2 protein-coding genes are annotated in these 18,980 nt (G+C 72.8%); both read right to left on the reverse strand.

From position 1 onward, the window contains the following. Positions 1-66: 66 nt before the first annotated feature. Positions 67-5,520, reverse strand: a complete 5,454-nt coding sequence (locus ABH941_RS27805; RefSeq protein ID WP_370132278.1) for a type I polyketide synthase — start codon at positions 5,518-5,520, stop codon at positions 67-69. Between the two features lie 25 nt (positions 5,521-5,545). Then, complete coding sequence (locus ABH941_RS27810) at positions 5,546-18,970, reverse strand: SDR family NAD(P)-dependent oxidoreductase (protein WP_370132279.1); 13,425 nt, start codon at positions 18,968-18,970, stop codon at positions 5,546-5,548. Positions 18,971-18,980 lie beyond the last annotated feature (10 nt).

Raw genomic sequence — 18,980 nt, forward strand, 5'->3', positions numbered from 1 at the left:
GGTCCTCGCTCCTTTCCTCTCGGTCTGTGGCGCCCTCGCGGCGCCCGGTTGCGGTCGGCCCCGGGGTCAGCCCGTGCCGACCTCGCTGTCGATCAGGGCGAACATCTCGTCGTCACTGGCGGACTCGATCGCCTCGCGGCTGCTCCTCGGACCCTCCGCGAGCTGCCACTTGGCGAGCAGGGCCTGCAGCCGGGACGTCACCACGGTCCGTTCCGTGTCCGTCACCTCGACCTGGCCGAGGGCCTCGTCGATCCTGTCGATATCCGCTGTGAGCGCCTGCGCCGGGCCAGGGACACTGCCGAGGACCTCGGCGTGGATGAAGGAGACCAGTTCGGCCGTGTTCGGATGGTCGAAGACCATGGCCGTGGGCAGCCGCAGGCCAGTGACTGCGGAGAGCCGGTTGCGCAGTTCCACTGCCGTGAGGGAGTCGAAGCCGAGGTCCTTGAAGGGCCGGGCCGGGTCCAGGACGCTGTCCGGGCCATGACCCAGCACGGTGATGATCTCGGTATGGACGAGCTCGGCGAGCGTCTGGTCCCGGCGGGCTGCGGACAGCCCCTTCAGCCGCTCCGCCAGGCCGGTGGCCTCGGGGACGCCAGCGACCGCCGAGGACGCCGTGGGCCGGGCCGCGACCGCAGCCAGCTCCCGCAGGATCGGCCGTACCGACACGCCCCGGTCGGCGAGCGCCCGCGTGTCCAGCCGAACCGGAACCTGGGCCGGATCCTCGCGGAACAGCGCGGCATCGAAGAGCAACAGGCCCTGCTCGTCCGTCAGCGGCAGCATGCCGTCACGGCTCAGCCTGCTACGGTCGGTGGGGCTGAGGCGGCCGGCCATGCCGTCCTGCTGTTCCCACATGCCCCAGGCCAGCGAGGTGGCCGGGAGACCGGCACTGCGCCGCACGGTCGCGAAGGCGTCCAGGAATGCGTTGGCGGCGGCATAGTTGCCCTGGGCCGGTCCGCCGAGGACGCCCGCCACGGATGAGAACACCACGAAAGCCCTCAACGCGTGAGTCCGGGTGAGCTCGTCCAGATGCACGACGGCGTCCACCTTCGGGGCGAAGACCGTATCGATCCGTTTCCGGTCCAGCGACTCGATCAGACCGTCGTCCACCACGCCAGCGGTGTGCACCACTGTGTGGAGGGGGCGGCCCAGAGCACGGAGGGCGCCGGCCAACGCGGCCCGGTCCGCGACGTCGCAGGAGACGAAGGTCACCGAAGCACCGTCGGCGGCGAGCTCCTCAGCGAGCTGCGCCGATCCGGGTGCCGCGGCGCCCCGTCGGGAGAGCATCGTGAGGTGCGGCACCCCGTGTGCGGCCACCAGATGCCGGGCCAGCAACCGGGCCAGCCCCCCACTGCCGCCGGTGATCAGTACTGTGCCCTCGGGGCCGCAGACTTCCTGTTCCGACACACGGCGGCGCTCGGCGCGCAGCAGCCGCAGTGCGTGCAGTCTGGCATCGCGGACCAGCAGTTGTGGCTCACCTGTCGCCACCGCGGCGGGTAGCAGCCCGGTGTCCTCGTCACGTTCCAGGTCCACCAGCAGGAACCGGTCCGGGTGTTCCGCCTGGGCGGACCGGATCAGCCCCCAAACCGCCGCCTGGGCCGGATCGGTGGCGTCGGCCCCGGCCGCCCGATGGGTAACGACGGCCAGGCGGGCGTCGGCGAAGCGCTCCTCCGCGATCCAGCGCTGCACCAGGTCGAGCACGCGGTAGCTGTGGGTGCGGGCGCGCTCAGGCGCCGTGCCTGGTACCCCGGGGTGGAGGCGCACAGCTACCACCGCGGGAATCGCAGCGCCTGCGGGGATGTCGTCGAGGCCGTCGACCACGAGGAGCTCCGCAGGCCGGGAGGGCATGTCCAACGGTTTCCACTCGGGCCGGTACAGCATGGTCGACGCCGCACCGCGGCCCGCGGACAACTGTCCGGCGGCGAACGGGCGGGCCAGGACCGAGGCGACCGAGGCGACCGGCGCGCCCTGTGCGTCGCAGATGTCGACCGCCAGCGCACCCTCCCCGGTCCTGGTGAGCCGCACTCGAAGGACCGCGGCGCGGCTTGCGTGCACCTGGACACCAGACCAGACGAAGGGCAGCCGGGGGGTTTCAGGCTGCTCGCCCTCCGCGGCCGTGAAGACGGCGTGCAGCGCGGCGTCGAGCAGCGCCGGGTGAAGCACGAATCCGGTCGCCGCCACCTCCTCCGGCAGACCCACCTCGGCGAAGGTCTCCGCTCCCGCGCGCCAGGCCCGGCGCAGGCCGCGGAAGGCGGGTCCGTAGTCGATCCCTAGCCCAGCCAGCGCCGGGTAGACGCCGCTCACATCCAACTCGCGTGCAGTGGGAGGCCACTGATCCAGAGTCACCTGACTGCCCGCGGCCTCGGGGACCAGCGTCCCGGACGCGTGCAGGGTCCACTCCACCGAGTCCGGATCGTCGTCGTCACGCGCGTACACGCGCAGGGTGCGGGCCCCCGACCCGTCGGGGCCGCCGACGGCGAGGTGGAGACGCACCGCGCCCGTCGGCGGCAGCACCAGGGGCACGAGGACCGTGAGTTCCTCGACCGCCCGGCAGCCGACCTGGTCCGCGGCCCGGACCGCGAGCTCGACCAGAGCCGCGCCGGGCAGCACGGCCGAACCGTGGACCATGTGATCGCCCAGCCACGGAAAGGCCCGCAGCGACAGCCTGGCGGCGAAAAGGTAGCCGCCGCTGTCGGGCAGCGGAAAGCCGGCGCCCAGCAGGGCGTGGTCCGGGCGGTCCAGGCCGAGTCCAGTGGCGTCCACCAGTGCGGGAGCGACACTTTCCAACCAGAAACGGCGGCGCTGGAAGGCGTACGTCGGCAGGTCGACCTGTTCGCGGTCCGGACCGTGGACCGCGGTCCAGTCGACCGGGACGCCGTTCACGTAGGCGGTGGCGACCTCGTTCAGGAAGCGGTCCAGGCCGCCTTCGCCACGGCGGAGCGATCCCAGGACCGCGCCCTCGGTGGCGGCCCCGTCCAGGATGTCCTGCAGCGTCATCGCCAGCACCGGGTGGGCGCTGCACTCGACGAAGACCCGGTGGCCGTCGTCCAGCAGCGCCCCGACCGCGCCGGTGAAGTCGATCGGACGTCGTGCGTTCTCGTACCAGTACCCGGCATCCAGGACGGGCTGCTCCATCAGTCCACCGGTCAGGCTCGAGTAGTAGGCGACACCGGGCGGCTCCGGGTTCAGACCGTCGAGCAGGTCGAGCATCTCCTCGCGCACCTCCTCGATGTGCGCACTGTGGGAGGCGTAGGCGATGGGGATCCGTCGAGCCGCGACACCCTGCTCCGCGCAGACGGAGAGCAGTTCCTCCACCGCTGCCAGGTCCCCGGCGACCGCTGTGACGGCAGGGCCGTTGTAGGCGGCGACGACGAGGGCGTCGCCCCAGGGGGCGATCAGCGCCTCGGTCACCTCGGCGGACCGTGGCACGGACACCATTCCGCCGCGGCCCGCCAGGGTGCCGCCGATGAGCCGGCTGCGCAGGGCTACGATCCGGACCGCGTCCTCCAGACTGAGCACCCCTGCAACGTGCGCGGCTGCGATCTCGCCCTGCGAATGGCCGACCACCGCCGCCGGCTCGACCCCGAAGGACCGCCAGAGCGCGGCCAGGGAGACCATTACCGAGAACAGCGCCGGCTGGACCACCTCGCCACGTTCCAGAGCCTCCGCGTCGCCAAGGACGTCGAGGAGATCCCAGGTCACATACCGTGAGAAGGCGGCGGCGCAGCGGTGCATCGACTCGGCGAATACCGGGGAGGACCGGAGCAGTTCCTGTCCCATGCCGGCCCACTGGCTGCCCTGGCCGGGGAAGACGAACACCACACCGCCGTCGATGGCACGGCCGGTGACGGCTCCGGGGCCCGGGACGCCGTCCGCCAGGGCGGACAGGGCCGCGCACAGAACCGCCCGGTCGCGGCCGAGTGCCACCGCGCGTCGGTCGAGCGTGGCCCGGGTGGTGGCCAGGGACCAGCCGATGTCGGCGAGAGGGGTGTCCGAACCGGTCGCGAAGTCGAGCAGCCTGCCTGCCTGGGCGCACAGTGACGGGTCGTCGACTCCGGAGAACGGCCACAGGACCGGAGCCGAATCCGGCACGGACCCGGCCGGCTCGGCAAGCTGCTCGGCGGCCTGCGGGGGCTGCTCCAGCACGACGTGGGCGTTGGTACCGCTCACACCGAAGGCGGACACCCCGGCCCGGCGCGGTCGACCCGTCTCCGGCCAGGGCGTCTGCTCGGTCAGAAGTTCCACGGCACCCGCCGACCAGTCCACATGCGGGGTGGGGTGGTCCAGATGACGGGTCCGGGGCAGCGTGCCGTGACGCATCGCCTGGACCATGGCGATCACCCCGGCAGCGCCGGCGGCCGTCTGGGTGTGGCCGAGGTGCGACTTGAGCGAGCCCAGCAGCAGCGGCCGGGGCCGGTCCTGGCCGTAGGCGGCCAGGACCGCCTGCGCCTCGATGGGGTCGCCGAGCGGCGTCCCGGTGCCGTGTGCCTCGACGACGTCCACCTCCGCGGGGGACAGGGCGGCGTCGCTGAGTGCGGCCCGGATAACCCGCTGCTGGGAGGGGCCGTTGGGCGCGGTCAGACCATTGGAGGCTCCGTCCTGGTTCACGGCGGTGCCGCGGATCAGCGCAAGCACCGGATGGCCGAGCCGTTCCGCGTCCGAGAGCCGCTCCAGGGCCAGTACGCCGACGCCCTCGGACCAGTTGGTGCCGTCCGCGGCGGCGGAGAAGGACTTGCAGCGTCCGTCGGGCGCAAGCCCGCGCTGGCGGCTGAACTCGACGAAGAGTGCCGGGGTGCTCATCACGGCTGCAGCTCCCGCCAGCGCCAGGGTGGACTCGCCGCGCCGCAGTGACTGGACCGCCAGATGCAGGGCGACCAGGGACGAGGAGCAGGCGGTGTCCAGGGACACCGCTGGCCCTTCGAGACCCAGGGTGTAGGAGACCCGACCCGAGGCGACGCTCCCGGTGCTGCTGATCCCCAGGTACCACTCGTGCTCCCCCGACCCGCCGGGTGCCACCCGCTGGCTGAGCCCGTAGGTGCCGGTCATCAGGCCGGTGAAGACACCGGTCCGGCTGCCCCTGAGGGCGCCAGGGTCGATCCGGGCCCGCTCCAGGGCCTCCCAGGACACTTCCAGCAGCAGGCGGTGCTGCGGGTCCATCGCGATCGCCTCACGGGGCGAGATGCCGAAGAAACCGGCGTCGAAATCGGCCGCCCGGTCCAGGAATCCGCCCCTGCGTACATAGGTGCGGCCGTGCCGGTCGGGGTCGTCGTCGAACAGATGGTCCAGGTCCCAGCCCCGGTCCGTGGGGAAGGCGGAGACGACATCGGTCTCCTCGGATCCGGTCAGCGCCTGCCACAGGTCCTCCGGGGAAGCGATGCCGCCGGGGTAGCGGCAACTCATGCCGATGATCGCAATCGGCTCCGAGGCAGCGGCGAGCAACTCGCCATTGCGCTTGCGCAGCCGTTCGGCCTCCTTCAGAGACTCCCGCAGTGCCGCCACGAGTCGGCTGTCCGAGTTCGTCATGTGTCATCCTCTCCGACGGAGACCGTCAGGCGTCCTGCCCCAGCGCCAGGGCCACCAGGGCATCGGCGCTCATCGAGTCGATCTGGTCATCACTGCGCGGAGGCTCCGCCTCGACCTGTCCGGCGAGCGCGAGCAGCCCGGCGAGCAGCCCCGTGTCGCGGAGCCGCGCCAGCGGGATGTCCGCCAGCAGCGCACGGACCCCGGACTCGTCGGTCTCCGCGCCCGCAGCGACCGACGGCACGAGCTGCTCCAGCAGCATCGCCGCGAGGGCACGCGGGTTGGGGTAGTCGAACACCAGGCTCGCGGGCAGTCGCAGCCCGGTGAGTCTGGACAGGCGATTGCGCAACTCCACGGCCGCCAGCGAGTCAAACCCCAGTTCCTTGAAGTCCCTGCCCGCCTTGATGCCGTCGGCTCGGGCATGCCCGAGCACGGCAGCGGTCTCGGCCAGGACCGCCGAGTTCACCACTGGTCCGCGCTGGGCCTGCGGGAGCCGGCGGACCCTGTCCGGGAACCCGCGCTCCGCGTCGCCACGGTCGGCCGCCGGTCGTGACGCGGACCGGACCAGCCCGCGCAGCTGGGCGGGGAGCGTCCCTTCGTCGGCCAGGGACCGCAGCCGCCGGCGGTCGAAGCGCGCCGCGACCGTGAAGGGGTCTCCGCCGACGCCCTGGTCGAACAGCGCGAGGCCCTGCTCCGTGGAGAGCGGCAGCACCCCGGCTCCGGCCATTCGACGGCGGTCCCGCTCGGTGAGCTTCCCGGTCCACTCGCTCTCCTGGTCCCACAGGCCCCAGGCGAGCGAGGTCGCCGGGAGCCCGGCGGCACGACGCTGCTGCGCGAGCACGTCCAGGAAGGCGTTGGCCGCCGCGTAGTTGCCCTGACCGGGTGAGCAGAGCACGCCGGCCACCGAGGAGAAGAGCACGAAGGCCCGCAGTCCGCTGTCCCGGGTGAGCTCGTCCAGGTGCACTGCCGCGTCGACCTTGGGGCCGAACACGGCGTCAATGCTCTCGGCGTCCATGCTTTCGACAAGGGAGTCCGCCAGCACAGCAGCGGCATGGACGACCGAGGTGACGGGATGCTCGGCAAGCAGGGCGGCCAGCGCGGACCGGTCGGTCATGTCGGCGGCGACGACGGTCACCTGGGCCCCCGTCCGCTCCAGGTCCGCGACCAGAACGGCCGCGCCGGGGGCGTCCGGGCCCCTGCGGCTCACCAGTACCAGTCTGCGTACCCCGTGCGCCTCGACCAGTCGGCGAGCGACCAGGCCGCCGAGCGTGCCGGTGCCGCCGGTGACCAGGACACACTCGCCCCAGTCCGTGGCCGTCGCGGCGGTTCGGGTCGGGACCAGGCGCTGCGCGAGTATGTCTGCTCCACGGAGGGCGAGTTGGGGCTCGTCCAGGGCGACGGCGTCCGCCAGCTGCTGCCGCGACGGGTCTGCCGCGCCGATGTCCAGCAGCAGGAACCGGCCCGGGTGCTCCGCCTGGGCCGACCGTACGAGTCCTCGGGCCGCGGCGGCCGCCGTACTGCCGGGGTGACCGGAATCGTCCATGCCGGACCGGGTGAGGAACACCAGTTGGGCACCATCGAAGGCCGACGTGCCGAGCCAGGTCTGCACCGCCTCCAGCGCGTGCACGGTGGCGGCCCGAGCGGCTGCGGCGGGGTCGGTCGACTCCGGTGCGTGCAGCGAGAGGAAAACCGTGGCCGGTATCCGTGCGCCGGCCTCCGCGGCCGCCGCCAGTTCGCCCAGATCCGCGTACCCGCCGTGGTCCGGTCCGAGCGGTGCGACCGCACCGGACAGGTCGGCGCCCACTGCCGCCCAGTCCGTCCCCGCTTCGGCGGCGGTGCCGCCGACGGCCTGGACCGGAACCCACTCCGGGCGGTACAGGTGCTCCGGTACTCGGGTCGGCGACTGCGTCAACGGCCGGACGAAGAGTGCTCCGACGCTGAGCACGGTTTGTCCTGTGGCGTCCGCGGCCAGGACGGAGAAGGTGTCCTCGCCGGTGCGGGTGACCCGGACCCGCAGGGCTGACGCCTGCTCGGCATGGAGCGTGACAGCGGTCCAGGAGAACGGCAGCCTGGGCCCGGCCGTATCCGCAGCCAGTGCCTCCGAGTGCACGGCGGCGTCGAACAGAGCCGGGTGCAGCGCGAATCCGCTCAGATCCGGCGCGACCGGGGGTTCGATCTCGCTGTACAGCTCCTCACCCCGACGCCAGGCCGCGCGCACTCCCTGGAAGGTCGGCCCGTAGGCCACCCCCTGGGCCGCCAGCCGGTCGTACAGGTCGCTGACGTCGACCGGCTCGCTGCCGGCGGGAGGCCACACCGACAGGTCGGCGCCCCCGTGCACCGACTCCGTCCGGGCTGGACCGTTCGGAGCCAGGGCGCCGCCGGCGCGAAGGGTCCACTCGTCCGTCTCGTCGAGGCGTGCGTGCACACTCAGCCTCCGGCGTCCGTCCTGGTCAGGGGCGTCCAGGGAGTATTGGAGCTGCACCGAGCCGTCCTCGGGGACGACGACGGGGGCAAAGATGGTGAGGTCCTCGACCACGGCGCACCCGACCTCGTCACCCGCCCTGGACGCGCACTCCACCAGTGCCGTCCCAGGCAGCAGCGCCACGCCGTCGACCCGGTGGTCGGCCAGCCACGGGTGACTGCGCAGGGACAGCCTGGCGGTGAACACGTACCCGTTCGTCGCGGGCAGTTGGACCGCCGCACCAAGCAGTGCGTGGCCGGTGGCATCGAGCCCGGCCGCGTGGACGTCCTGAGCTGCCGACGCCACGGGCTCCCACCAGTAGCGCTCGCGCTGGAAGGGGTAGGTGGGCAGGTCGGTCCAGGGGATGCCGGCGCCTGCCACGAGCTCCTTCCAGTCGACGGCCGCACCTGCCGCGTGCAGCCCGGACAGCGCGGTGAGCAGGGCCACTTCCTCACCCCGGTCCTTGCGCAGCGTCGGGAGGGCGAGGAGGTCCGGGTTCGACTCCGCCACCAGGCCGGCGAGCGTCGCATCCGGCCCCAGCTCCAGCAGAGCGGTCACCCCGGCCTCGGCCAGGGTGGCGACGCAGTCGGCAAAACGGACCGTCTCGCGCAGGTGCCGCACCCAGTAGTCCGGCGCGCAGATCTCCTCCGGGTCCGCGAGTGCGCCGGTGAGTCCAGAGACCAGCGGGATCCCGGGCCTGTTGAAGGACAGCCCGGAGACCACGGAACGGTAGTCGTCGCTGATGGCGTCCATGAGCGGCGAGTGGCCGGCCGCAGCGACATCGAGTCGCCGGGACTTGCGCCCGCGCAGACCCTCGACCAGGGCAAGGACTTCGTCCTCCACCCCGGCCACCACCAGGTTGGCCGGCGCGTTGACCGCGGCGATCGAGGTGCCCGGCGTCAGCAGCGGCAGCACCTCGCCCTCGTCGGCCCGCAGCGCGACCATGGCCCCGCCGACCGGCATGCCGTCGATCAGGCGCGCGCGGGCGGCGACCATGGTGCAGGCGTCGTCCAGGGACAGCACCCCGGCAACATGCGCCGCGGCGATCTCACCCAGCGAGTGGCCGCCCACGAACTCCGGGACCACCCCCAGCGACTCGACCAACCGGAACAACGCCACCTCCACCGCGAAGACGGCCGGTTGGGTCCATCTGATCCGGCTGAGCAACTGCGCGTCGTCGCCCCAGACGACTTCGCGCAGGCCCGGGAAACGGTCCAGCACCGCGTCGAAGGCCCGTGCGAAGACCGGGAACCGCGCATGGAGCTCACGCCCCATCCCCAACCGCTGCGCACCGTGGCCGGAGAACAGCATCCCCAGGCGGCCCGCACCCGCCACTCCCCGCGCCGCCTCCACCACACCCTCCGCCGACGCCAGCAGCACCGCCCGGTGCTCGAACAACGACCGGCCCAACAACGACCGCCCCACATCCGCCGCCGACGCACCCCCCGACTCCGCGAACGAACGCACCCGCCCGACCTGCTCCGCCAGCGCCCGCTCCGACCGCGCCGACACCAGCCACGGCACCACCGACCCCGACCCCACCGGCTCCGACTCCACCGGCTCCGGCCCCTGCTCGACAATCACATGCGCATTGGTCCCGCTCAGCCCGAAAGACGACACCGCCGCCCGCCGGGGCCGCCCCGACGCGGGCCACTCCGTGTTCCGGGTCACCAGCTCCACCGCACCCGACGACCAGTCAACATGCGGCGAGGGCGCATCGATGTGCAGCGTCCTGGGCACCGTGCCGTACTGCATCGCCAGCACCACCTTGATCAGCCCCGCGACTCCGGCGGCGGCCTGGGTGTGGCCGATGTTCGACTTCAGTGATCCGAGCAGCAGCGGACGGTCCCGGTCCTGCCCATAGGTCGCCAGCAACGCCTGCGCCTCGATCGGATCGCCCAACGACGTCCCCGTCCCGTGCGCCTCCACCACATCCACATCCGCCGCCGACAGACCCGCACCCGCCAACGCGTCACGGATCACCCGCTGCTGCGACGGACCGTTCGGCGCCGTCAACCCGTTCGACGCACCGTCCTGGTTCACCGCCGAACCCCGCACCACCGCCAGCACCCGATGCCCCAGCCGCACCGCATCCGACAACCGCTCCAAGGCGAGGATGCCGACTCCCTCCGCCCAGCCCACTCCGTCGGCGCTCTCGGCGAAGGCCCGGCAGCGGCCATCCGGTGAGAGCACCCGCTGCCGCGAGAACTCGACGAAGTCCTGGGGCGACGCCACCACGGTCACGCCGCCGGCCAGAGCGAGGTCGCACTCGCCCTGCCGCAGCGACTGCGCCGCCAGATGCAGCGCGACCAGCGACGACGAACACGCCGTGTCCACCGTCACCGCCGGACCCTCGAAGCCGAAGGTGAAGGACACCCGGCCGGAGGCGACGCTGCTCGCGTTGCCTGTGCCCAGGTAGCCTTCCAGTTCCTCGGGGACGCGACCCGGACGGGAGGCGTAGCCCTGGTGCATCACCCCGGTGAAGACCCCGGTCCTGCTGCCGCGCAGCGACAGCGGATCGATCCCGGCCCGCTCCAGCACCTCCCAGGACACCTCCAGCAGCAACCGCTGCTGCGGATCCGCGGCCATCGCCTCACGCGGACCCATCCGGAAGAACGCCGGGTCGAAGCCGGCCACATCGCGCAGGAACCCACCGTGCCGCGTGTAACTCGTCCCCGGCACATCCGGATCCTCGTCGAACAGCGCAGCCAGATCCCACCCCCGGTCCTCCGGAAACCCCGAAATCCCGTCACGCCCCTCCACCACCAACCGCCACAGATCCTCCGGCGACTCCACCCCACCCGGATACCGACAACCCATCCCCACAATCACCACCGGATCACCCGACCCCACAACCCCACCCGGAACAGAGCTGGCCCGTGGCAGGGGAGCGTGCCGGCCGAGGAGTTCCGCACGCAGATGCTCCGCCAGCGCGGCGAGGCTCGGGTGGTCGAAAGCCACTGTCGCCGGCAGGCGGAGGCCGGTCGCCGTCGCCAGCCGCTGCCGGAGTTCGACGGCGGTGAGCGAGTCGAAGCCCAGTTCCTTGAAGGAGAGCCCGGTCTCCCCCGGGCCGAGCGCGGGCCGTCCCAGCACCAGCGCCACCTCCGCGGCGACCAGTTCGCTCACGGTGCGCGACTGTTCCTGCTCCGGCAGCGCCACCAGACGCCGCCCCAGTGAACCCGCCGGGGCTCCGGGGGCCCGGCGCCGGCGGCCCCCGGCCAGACGGGACAGCAGTACCGGTACTCCGGCGCGGTCCGCGCGCAGCACGGCGGTGTCCAGCCCGGCCGCGACCAGCGCACCGCGTCCGGACGCCAGGGCCTCGTCGAACAGCGCGGTTCCGGCTCCCTGGTCGAGCGCGACCATGCCCGAGCGGCGCAACCGCTCGCGATCGGCATCGCCGAGCGAGGCTGCAAGCCCGGCCGGACCGTCCCACAGACCCCAGGCGATCGAGGTGGCAGGCAGGCCCAGGGCATGCCGGTGCTCGGCCAGCCCGTCCAGGAAGGCGTTGGCCGCGGCATAGTTGGCCTGTCCAGCGCCACCGAGGACGCCTGCCACGGAGGAGAACAGCACGAACGCGGCCAGCTCGGCGTCGCGGGTGAGCTCGTGCAGGTGGAGCGCGGCCTCGGCCTTGGGGCGCAGCACGGCTGCCATCCGCTCCGGCGTCATCGTCTGCAGGACCCCGTCGTCGAGGACGCCGACGCAGTGCAGCACAGCCGTCAGCGGGTGCTCCGGGGGGATCGCCGCCAACAGCGCCGCCAGTGCCTCCCGTTCCGCGGCGTCGCAGGCCGCCAGCGTGACGCGGGCCCCGAGCTGCTCCAGCTCGGCAACCAACTCGGTGGCGCCGTCGGCAGCGGTACCACTGCGGCTGAGCAGCAGCAGGTGCCGCACGCCGTGGACGGTGACCAGGTGCCGGGAGAAGATCCGGCCGAGAGCCCCCGTGGCACCGGTGACCAGTACGGTGCCCTCGGGCGCGAACTCGGGCAGCCCGGCGGTCAAGGGCTCTGCGGCGGCCAGTCGGGGGGTTCGCAGGGACTCGCCGCGAATCGCCAGCTGGGACTCGCCCGTCGCCACGGCGGTGACGAGCCGCTCCGGTCCGACGCCGGGCTCGGCGTCGATCAGCACGAAGCGGTCGGGGTGTTCGGTCTGCGCCGTGCGCACCAGACCCCAGACCGCGGCCTGAGCCGGGTTCCGCACGGCCTCGCCCGGGGCAGTGGCCACCGCCTGTTCGGTGACGAGCACCAGTCGCGACGCAGCGAAGCGCTCATCCTCCAGCCAGAGCTGCAGCAGTTCCAGAACCGGGGCGACCTGCGCACCCGGGCCCCCAGCGCTGTCGTCGCCGATGGCCGGGCAGGACACCAGCACGGTCTCCGGCGCTCTGTCGGCGCCGAGGTCGGCGAGCCGGGTTCGCAGCGCCCCCGCCGTCCCGAGTTCGGGCAGCACGGCCCAGTCACCTGCCGCCGGGAATGCGGTAACGGGAGTCACCGGCTCCCAGTCGAGCGCGAACAGGCCAGGGCCGGCCGGTCGTCCCGCGTCCCCGAACTGCTCGGCCGCTGCGGCACGGAGCACCAGCGACTGCACCGCACCGACCTGGGCTCCCGCCGGATCGGTCAGCCGGAGTGCGACCCTGTCCGCCGACGGCCGGGTCAGGTGCACCCGGACCTGCGTGGCGCCGGGTGCGTGCAGGGTCACGCCGCTCCAGGAGAAGGGCAGCGGCAGCGCGCCCTCCGGGTCCTCCTCCGTATCGGACGCATGCACGGTGTGCAGAGCGGCGTCGAGCAGCGCCGGATGGATGCCGTAGCCGGCCGGGTCGGCCTCCGCGGGCAGGGCCGCCTCAGCGAACACCTCCGCCCCTCGCACCCAGGCGGCCCGCAGTCCCTGGAACGCCGGCCCGTAGTCGTAGCCCCGGGCACTCAGCCGCTCGTACAGGTCCTCCGTATCGACCGGTACGGCATCCCCGGGCGGCCAATCGGAGAGGTCGGATGGCGGTGCCGCCTCCTCTGCCGTGAGCACTCCTGTCGCGTGCAGCGTCCAGTCACTGCCCTCCGACTCGTCCTGTGCGTACACCGAGAACGGGCGCCCGCCGTCCACGCCCGCGGCCTCCAGGGCGAGTTGCAGCCGGACCGCGCCGTCCGTCGGAAGGACCAGCGGAGTACGGACCGTCAGCTCCGCGATCAGCGGGCAGCGGGACTCGTCACCCGCGCGCAGTGCCAGTTCCACGAAGGCGGAGCCGGGCACCACGATCCGCCCGTGCATCCGGTGGTCGGCCAGCCAGGGGTGGGCGCCCACCGAGAGCCGGGAGGTGAACAGGCGTCCTCCGGCACCGGCCAGGTCCACTGCTGCGACCAGCAGCGGGTGGCCGGTGGCCAGCAGACCGGCCGAGCGCATGTCGCCCCGGGCGGGTGCCGGGGCGTCGAGCCAGTACCGCTCCCGCTGGAAGGGGTAGGTCGGCAGGTCGGCGGACAGGGACCCGGGTCCGTCGAGCAGCCCGCGCCAGTCGACCGCCACTCCGCCGGTGTGCAACCGGGCCAGGGCGGTCAGCAGCGCTGCCTCCTCGGCCCGGTCGGCGCGCAGCGCCGGGACCGCGGCCGGTCCGGACCCGATCCGGCCCGCGAGGGCAGCGAGAACGCCGTCCGGTCCGAGCTCCAGCAGCACTGTCACCCCGGCTTCGGCCAGGGCGGTGACGCCGTCGGCGAAACGGACCGTCTCGCGCAGATGCCGCACCCAGTACTCGGGCGAGCGGATCTCCTCGGCGGCTATCGCGCCGGTCAGGTTGGACACGATCGGAATCTGCGGCTCCGCGAAGGCGAGCCCGTCGATCTGGGCGCGGAACTCGTCGAGCACCGGGTCCATGAGGGGCGAGTGGAAGGCGTGCGACACCTTCAGCCGTGACGACTTGCGTTCGGGCAGCCGCGCGGCGACCGCGAGCACCTCTCCCTCCGCCCCGGCGACCACGACCGACTCGGGCGCGTTGACCGCGGCGATCGAGGTGCCCGGCGTCAGCAGCGGCAGCACCTCGCCCTCGTCGGCCTGGAGCGACAGCATCGCTCCGCCTGCGGGCAGTGCCTGCATCAACCGGGACCGGGCGGCGACCATGGTGCAGGCGTCGTCCAGGGACAGCACCCCGGCAACATGCGCCGCGGCGATCTCACCCAGCGAGTGGCCGCCCACGAACTCCGGGACCACCCCCAGCGACTCGACCAACCGGAACAACGCCACCTCCACCGCGAACAGCGCGGGCTGAGCCCAGCCCGTCTGTTCCAGGAGTCCGGCGTCGTCGCCCCAGACGACTTCGCGCAGGCCCGGGAAACGGTCCAGCACCGCGTCGAAGGCCCGCGCGAAGACCGGGAACCGCGCATGGAGCTCACGCCCCATCCCCAACCGCTGCGCACCCTGTCCGGAGAACAGCATCCCCAGGCGGCCCGCACCCGCCACTCCCCGCGCCGCCTCCACCACACCCTCCGCCGACGCCAGCAGCACCGCCCGGTGCTCGAACAACGACCGGCCCAACAACGACCGCCCCACATCCGCCGCCGACGCACCCCCCGACTCCGCGAACGAACGCACCCGCCCGACCTGCTCCGCCAGCGCCCGCTCCGACCGCGCCGACACCAGCCACGGCACCACCGACCCCGACCCCACCGGCTCCGACTCCACCGGCTCCGGCCCCTGCTCGACAATCACATGCGCATTGGTCCCGCTCAGCCCGAAGGACGACACCGCCGCCCGCCGGGGCCGCCCCGACGTGGGCCACTCCGTGTTCCGGGTCACCAGCTCCACCGCACCCGACGACCAGTCAACATGCGGCGAGGGCTGCTCGGCGTACAGGGTCCTGGGCACAACTCCGGCACGGATGGCGAGCACCGACTTGATGACGCCGCCGATCCCGGCGGCGGCCTGGGTGTGGCCGATGTTCGACTTCAGTGATCCGAGCAGCAGCGGACGGTCCCGGTCCTGCCCATAGGTCGCCAGCAACGCCTGCGCCTCGATCGGATCGCCCAACGACGTCCCCGTCCCGTGCGCCTCCACCACATCCACATCCGCCGCCGACAGACCCGCACCCGCCAACGCGTCACGGATCACCCGCTGCTGCGACGGACCGTTCGGCGCCGTCAACCCGTTCGACGCACCGTCCTGGTTCACCGCCGAACCCCGCACCACCGCCAGCACCCGATGCCCCAGCCGCACCGCATCCGACAACCGCTCCAGCAGCACCAGTCCGACGCCCTCCGACCATCCGGTGCCGTCCGCTCCCGCCCCGAAGGCCCGGCAGCGGCCGTCCGGCGACAGCGCCCGCTGCCGCGAGAAGTCGACGAACACCTGCGGCGACGCCATCACCGCTGCGCCGCCGGCCAGGGCGAGGTCGCACTCGCCCTGCCGCAGCGACTGCGCCGCCAGATGCAGCGCGACCAGCGACGACGAACACGCCGTGTCCACCGTCACCGCCGGACCTTCCAGTCCCAGCGTGTAGGCCACCCGCCCGGAGGCAACGCTGCCCGCGGCAGCAGTGCCCAGATAGCCCTCCAGCCTGCGCGGTACCCCGGGGAAGCGCTCCGCGTAGTCGTGGTGCATCAGGCCGGTGAAGACCCCGGTCCTGCTGCCGCGCAGCGACAGCGGATCGATCCCGGCCCGCTCCAGCACCTCCCAGGACACCTCCAGCAGCAACCGCTGCTGCGGATCCATCACCGATGCCTCACCGGGACCGATCCCGAAGAACGCCGGGTCGAAGCCGGCCACATCGCGCAGGAACCCACCGTGCCGCGTGTAACTCGTCCCCGGCACATCCGGATCCTCGTCGAACAGCGCAGCCAGATCCCACCCCCGGTCCTCCGGAAACCCCGAAATCCCGTCACGCCCCTCCACCACCAACCGCCACAGATCCTCCGGCGACTCCACCCCACCCGGATACCGACAACCCATCCCCACAATCACCACCGGATCACCCGACCCCACAACCCCACCCGGAGTGTCGGCAAAGGTCGTGAGCGGGGCCCCGGTCAGTTCGCCGAGCAGGTGGCGGGCCAGCGAGGCCGCGGTCGGGTGGTCGAAGGCCACCGTGGCCGGCAGCGGCAGACCGGTGGCGACCGCGAGCCGGTTGCGCAACCGCACCGCCGTGGCCGAGGTCAGCCCGAGGTCCTTGAAGGCCCGGTCTGCGGGGGCCGACTCTTCCTCGGACGCCCAGTCGGACTCGCTCAGTATCGCGCCCAACTCGGCGCGGACCAGGGCGAGCAGGTGTGTGGAGCGGGCCGCCGCCGGAAGCTCCGCCAGCGACCGGACCAGCTCGGCCCGCACCGAATCGTCCACGGCCGTCCACTCTCCGGCCCCGTCGGGGGAGCGCCGGGGCAGGACAGCGCCGACCGCACTCCGAGCCGGCGGCCGGACCAGGAGAACGGGTTCGTCCCCCGCGAGGGCGGCATCGAACAACGTCAGGCCCTCCGACACCGTGATCGACTCGTCATCGCCCTGCGCCCAGTCAGGAGTGGCCAGCAGCACCCCGGTACGGCCCGCCGCGCGGTGGTCGCGCACCAGGCCGGCTGCATACGCGGCCGCCGCAGCTTCGGCCGGGCCCGCCGTACCGAGTGCGGCGGCCAGTGGCGTGAGCACCACCAGGACCGGGAGTCCGGCTCCTCCGGCCAGTCGGCGCAGCGCGTCCAACCGGTCCGACGCGGGCACCCGCCCGGTGTCGGGGCCGACGGATACCACGGGCTCTGCGTGAACCACCGCGCCGATCGGGCCGTCCGCCGCCGCCCGTACCGCGGCCGCCGTCTGCGGATCGGTTGGCGCGCCGGACACCGGCCGAACGTCGGCACTGAGACCGGTCAGTTCCGCGATCAGCTCCGCGCAGTCCCCAGCACCGGAGTCGGCGAGCACCAGGCGGCGTATCCCGTATCCGGTGACCAGCTGCCGCGCGACTGCCGCGCCTACCGCGCCGGATGCTCCGGTGAGGACGACGGCCCGATCCGGGTCGAAGACCGGAGCCCGCCCGGTCGGCACCCGGGCCTCGGCCGACCGAGGCACGAGCCTTCCTGCGGCCGCGACCACGGCCTGCGGCTCTCCGGACTCCACCACCAGGCGCAGGTCTGCGCGGGCGACGGTCTCGCTGTCGGTGTCGACCAGCACCAGCCGATCCGGGTACTCCGCCTGGAGCGAGCGCAGTCGCGCCCAGGGCTGATCCCGGTCCGTCCAACCGGCCGCCCCGCCACCGAACACGGCGTCCCTTGCCCTCCGGGTGACCACGACCAGGACCTCGCCGTCGGAGGCAGCGGCCGTGATCCGGGCCCGCGCCAGGGCGGGGAGTTCCGACGGATCGGTGACGACCGGCACGTCCGCCGCGTCCGCCGCCGCGCCCAGCACTGTCCACTCCGGCCGACGTACAGTCGAGGCAGAGACCGGCAGCGGGACCCAGTCGATCCGGTTCAGCGACTCCGACCGGCCGGTCGCGGTGGCGACGAGCCGCCGCGGCAGGCCGGACAGGGCATCTCGGACGATCTTGCCGGAGGGCGTCCTCGGCACCTGCGCCACGGTGTGCAGTTCGGCAGGCACCTTGTAGGCAGCGAGGCGCTCACGGCACTCGGCGAACAGCCGCTGTGCGTCCACACCCTCCGGCGCGGCGACCACCAGGGCGACCGGCACCTGGCCCAGCACCTCGTGGGGCTCAGCCGCAACCGCGGCGTCGCGCACACCGGGCACCCGCAGCAGCACCTCTTCCACCTCGCCGGGGTGGATGTTCTCACCGCCGCGGATGATCAGCTCCTTGCTCCGGCCGGTGATGGTGAGGTGCCCAGACGCTGCGGCCCGGGCCAGATCTCCGGTCCGGTGCCAACCGCCGGCCGGTGGAACGGCGGCCCCGGTGGCCGGGTCGAAATAGCCCAGCATGACGTTCGGCCCCTTGGCCCACACCTCCCCCTCCGCACCGACCGGGACGTCCGTGCCGGTGTCGGGGTCGACCAGGCGGACGTCGAGTCCGGGCAGCGGCAGCCCGCAGGAGCCGGGCACTCGTTCGCCGGCTGGCCAGTTGGTGGTGATCGGACCGCAGGTCTCGGTGGTTCCGTAGCTGTCGATCAGGGCCACGCCGAGGGCGTCCTGCACGGACGTGCGAAGTCGTTCACTGGCCACCGAGCCGGCGGTCAGGCACATCCGCAGCGCGGTCGGCACCGGCCCCTGGTTCTCGGCCGCCGACACCAGTTGGTGGTACATGGCGGGCACGGCCGCGAGGAAGGTGAAGGGGCGGTTCCGCAGCAGTGCCAGCGCCTCGCCGGCGTCGAAACCGCTCATGATGTGGGCCGTCGCGCCCACTGCGGTGACACCGAGTACACCCAGGTGATGACCGAGGCAATGGGTCAGCGGCAGCGGCCACAGCACCAGGTCCTCCTCGGCGAGTCCGAGGATCGGGGCGTAGCAGGCACCGATCGTCCACAGCGAGTTGCGGGTGGTGGACAGCACACCTTTGGGCCGGCCGGTGGTGCCGGAGGTGTAGAGCATGAAGGCCGGATCGTCGAGGCCGAGGTCGTCCCGGGGCGGCAGAGCGGGCTCGGCAGCTGCCAGTTCCTCATAGTCGACGGTGCCCTGAGGCAGCTGCCCGCGGGCGTCACCGGTGACCACCACGGTCAGTCCTGGGTGTGCCGACAGCAGTTCGCGGACCTGGGCGAGTCGTGTCCGGTCGGTGATCAGGAGCCGGATACCGGCGTCGTCGAGCAGGTAGTCCAGTTCGGCGCCACTGGTCCGCGGGCTGACCGGGACGCAGACGGCGCCGGACCGGACGACGGCATGGTAGCTCTCCGCCACCTCGACGCTGTTCTCCAGGTAGACCCCCGCACGGTCGCCGGGTCCCAGCCCGAGGGAACGGAAGTGGCCGCCCAGCCGCCGGGTTCGCCGTTCGAGGTCGGCGTAACTGACGCTCCGGCGGGTGTCCGAGAAGGCGACCTTGTCTCCGCGACGCTCGGCATGTTCCCGGAGCAGTTCGGCCAGGGGCCGGACCAGATCACCGCGCAGCACGTCACCACTT

Origin of the sequence: Streptacidiphilus sp. EB103A, from assembly GCF_041261405.1 — a bacterium.
Lineage (GTDB): Bacteria > Actinomycetota > Actinomycetes > Streptomycetales > Streptomycetaceae > Streptacidiphilus.

Excerpts from the sequence above, each read along its gene's own strand:
- ABH941_RS27805 (WP_370132278.1), bottom strand. The coding sequence starts at position 5,520 with ATGACGAACTCGGACAGCCGACTCGTGGCGGCACTGCGGGAGTCTCTG.